Origin of the sequence: Tsukamurella conjunctivitidis (assembly GCF_007858475.1) — a bacterium.
GTDB lineage: Bacteria > Actinomycetota > Actinomycetes > Mycobacteriales > Mycobacteriaceae > Tsukamurella > Tsukamurella conjunctivitidis.
This window is the reverse complement of sequence record NZ_VIGX01000098.1, coordinates 1-696: the sequence shown is the minus strand read 5'-3', so window position 1 is coordinate 696 and position 696 is coordinate 1. Positions and strand designations below refer to the sequence as shown.

The 696-nt window shown below is 41.7% G+C and carries 2 protein-coding genes; one reads left to right on the top strand and one right to left on the bottom strand.

The features are described 5' to 3' along the window. Nucleotides 1-184, bottom strand: a 184-nt coding sequence (locus tag FK530_RS27545; protein WP_205124255.1) for a hypothetical protein, incomplete at its 3' end; no start/stop codon positions are given. 76 nt (nt 185-260) lie between these two features. On the opposite strand from FK530_RS27545, the gene FK530_RS27540 reads away from it, so the two are divergent. Continuing rightward, nucleotides 261-696, top strand: a 436-nt coding sequence (locus FK530_RS27540; RefSeq protein ID WP_500487541.1) for a Rossmann-fold NAD(P)-binding domain-containing protein, incomplete at its 3' end; no start/stop codon positions are given.

The window sequence follows — 696 nt, the reverse complement described above, 5'->3', positions numbered from 1 at the left end:
CTTTATTGCTGTGAGTGAAGGTCATTGAGGCGGGTACTTGGAAGGGGCCGACAAAGTTGAGGTGTAGTTTAGCTGGAAGAGGTTCTGCATGAGCGAAGAGGGTAAAAAAAGATAGAATAAAAATAAGTAGTAAGCGCATAGACATATGATCAGACCTCTTAAATATGTAGGAAGGCTTAGCCATCCTTGTTATGATGAAATAGACTCACAGGAGAGTCATATTTAGAATTGATATAATATTATTATACTGCGAAGAGGAGATGCGCATGCAACCTAATTTACGTCAAAGACATTTTTTAAAACTACTCGATTTTTCTAAAGAGGAGATTCTCTATCTTGTAGGGCTTGCTGAAGAGCTAAAAAGGGCGAAGCGGGCGGGAATGGAGCAGCGACGATTAACAGGTAAGAATATTGCGCTTATCTTTGAAAAATCCTCTACTCGTACACGCTGTGCATCTGAAGTTGCAGCGGCAGATCAGGGTGCAATGACGAGTTACCTTGGAAGTGAAGGGACTCAAATTGGTACCAAAGAGTCGATGAAAGATACTGCACGGGTATTAGGGGAGATGTACGATGCAATTTTATATCGTGGATTTAGTCAAGATGTTTTAGAAAATGAGTTAGCAGCCTGTGCCGGGGTGCCGGTCTATAATGGTTTAACAGATGAATTTCATCCTACACAGATGCTCGCTGATC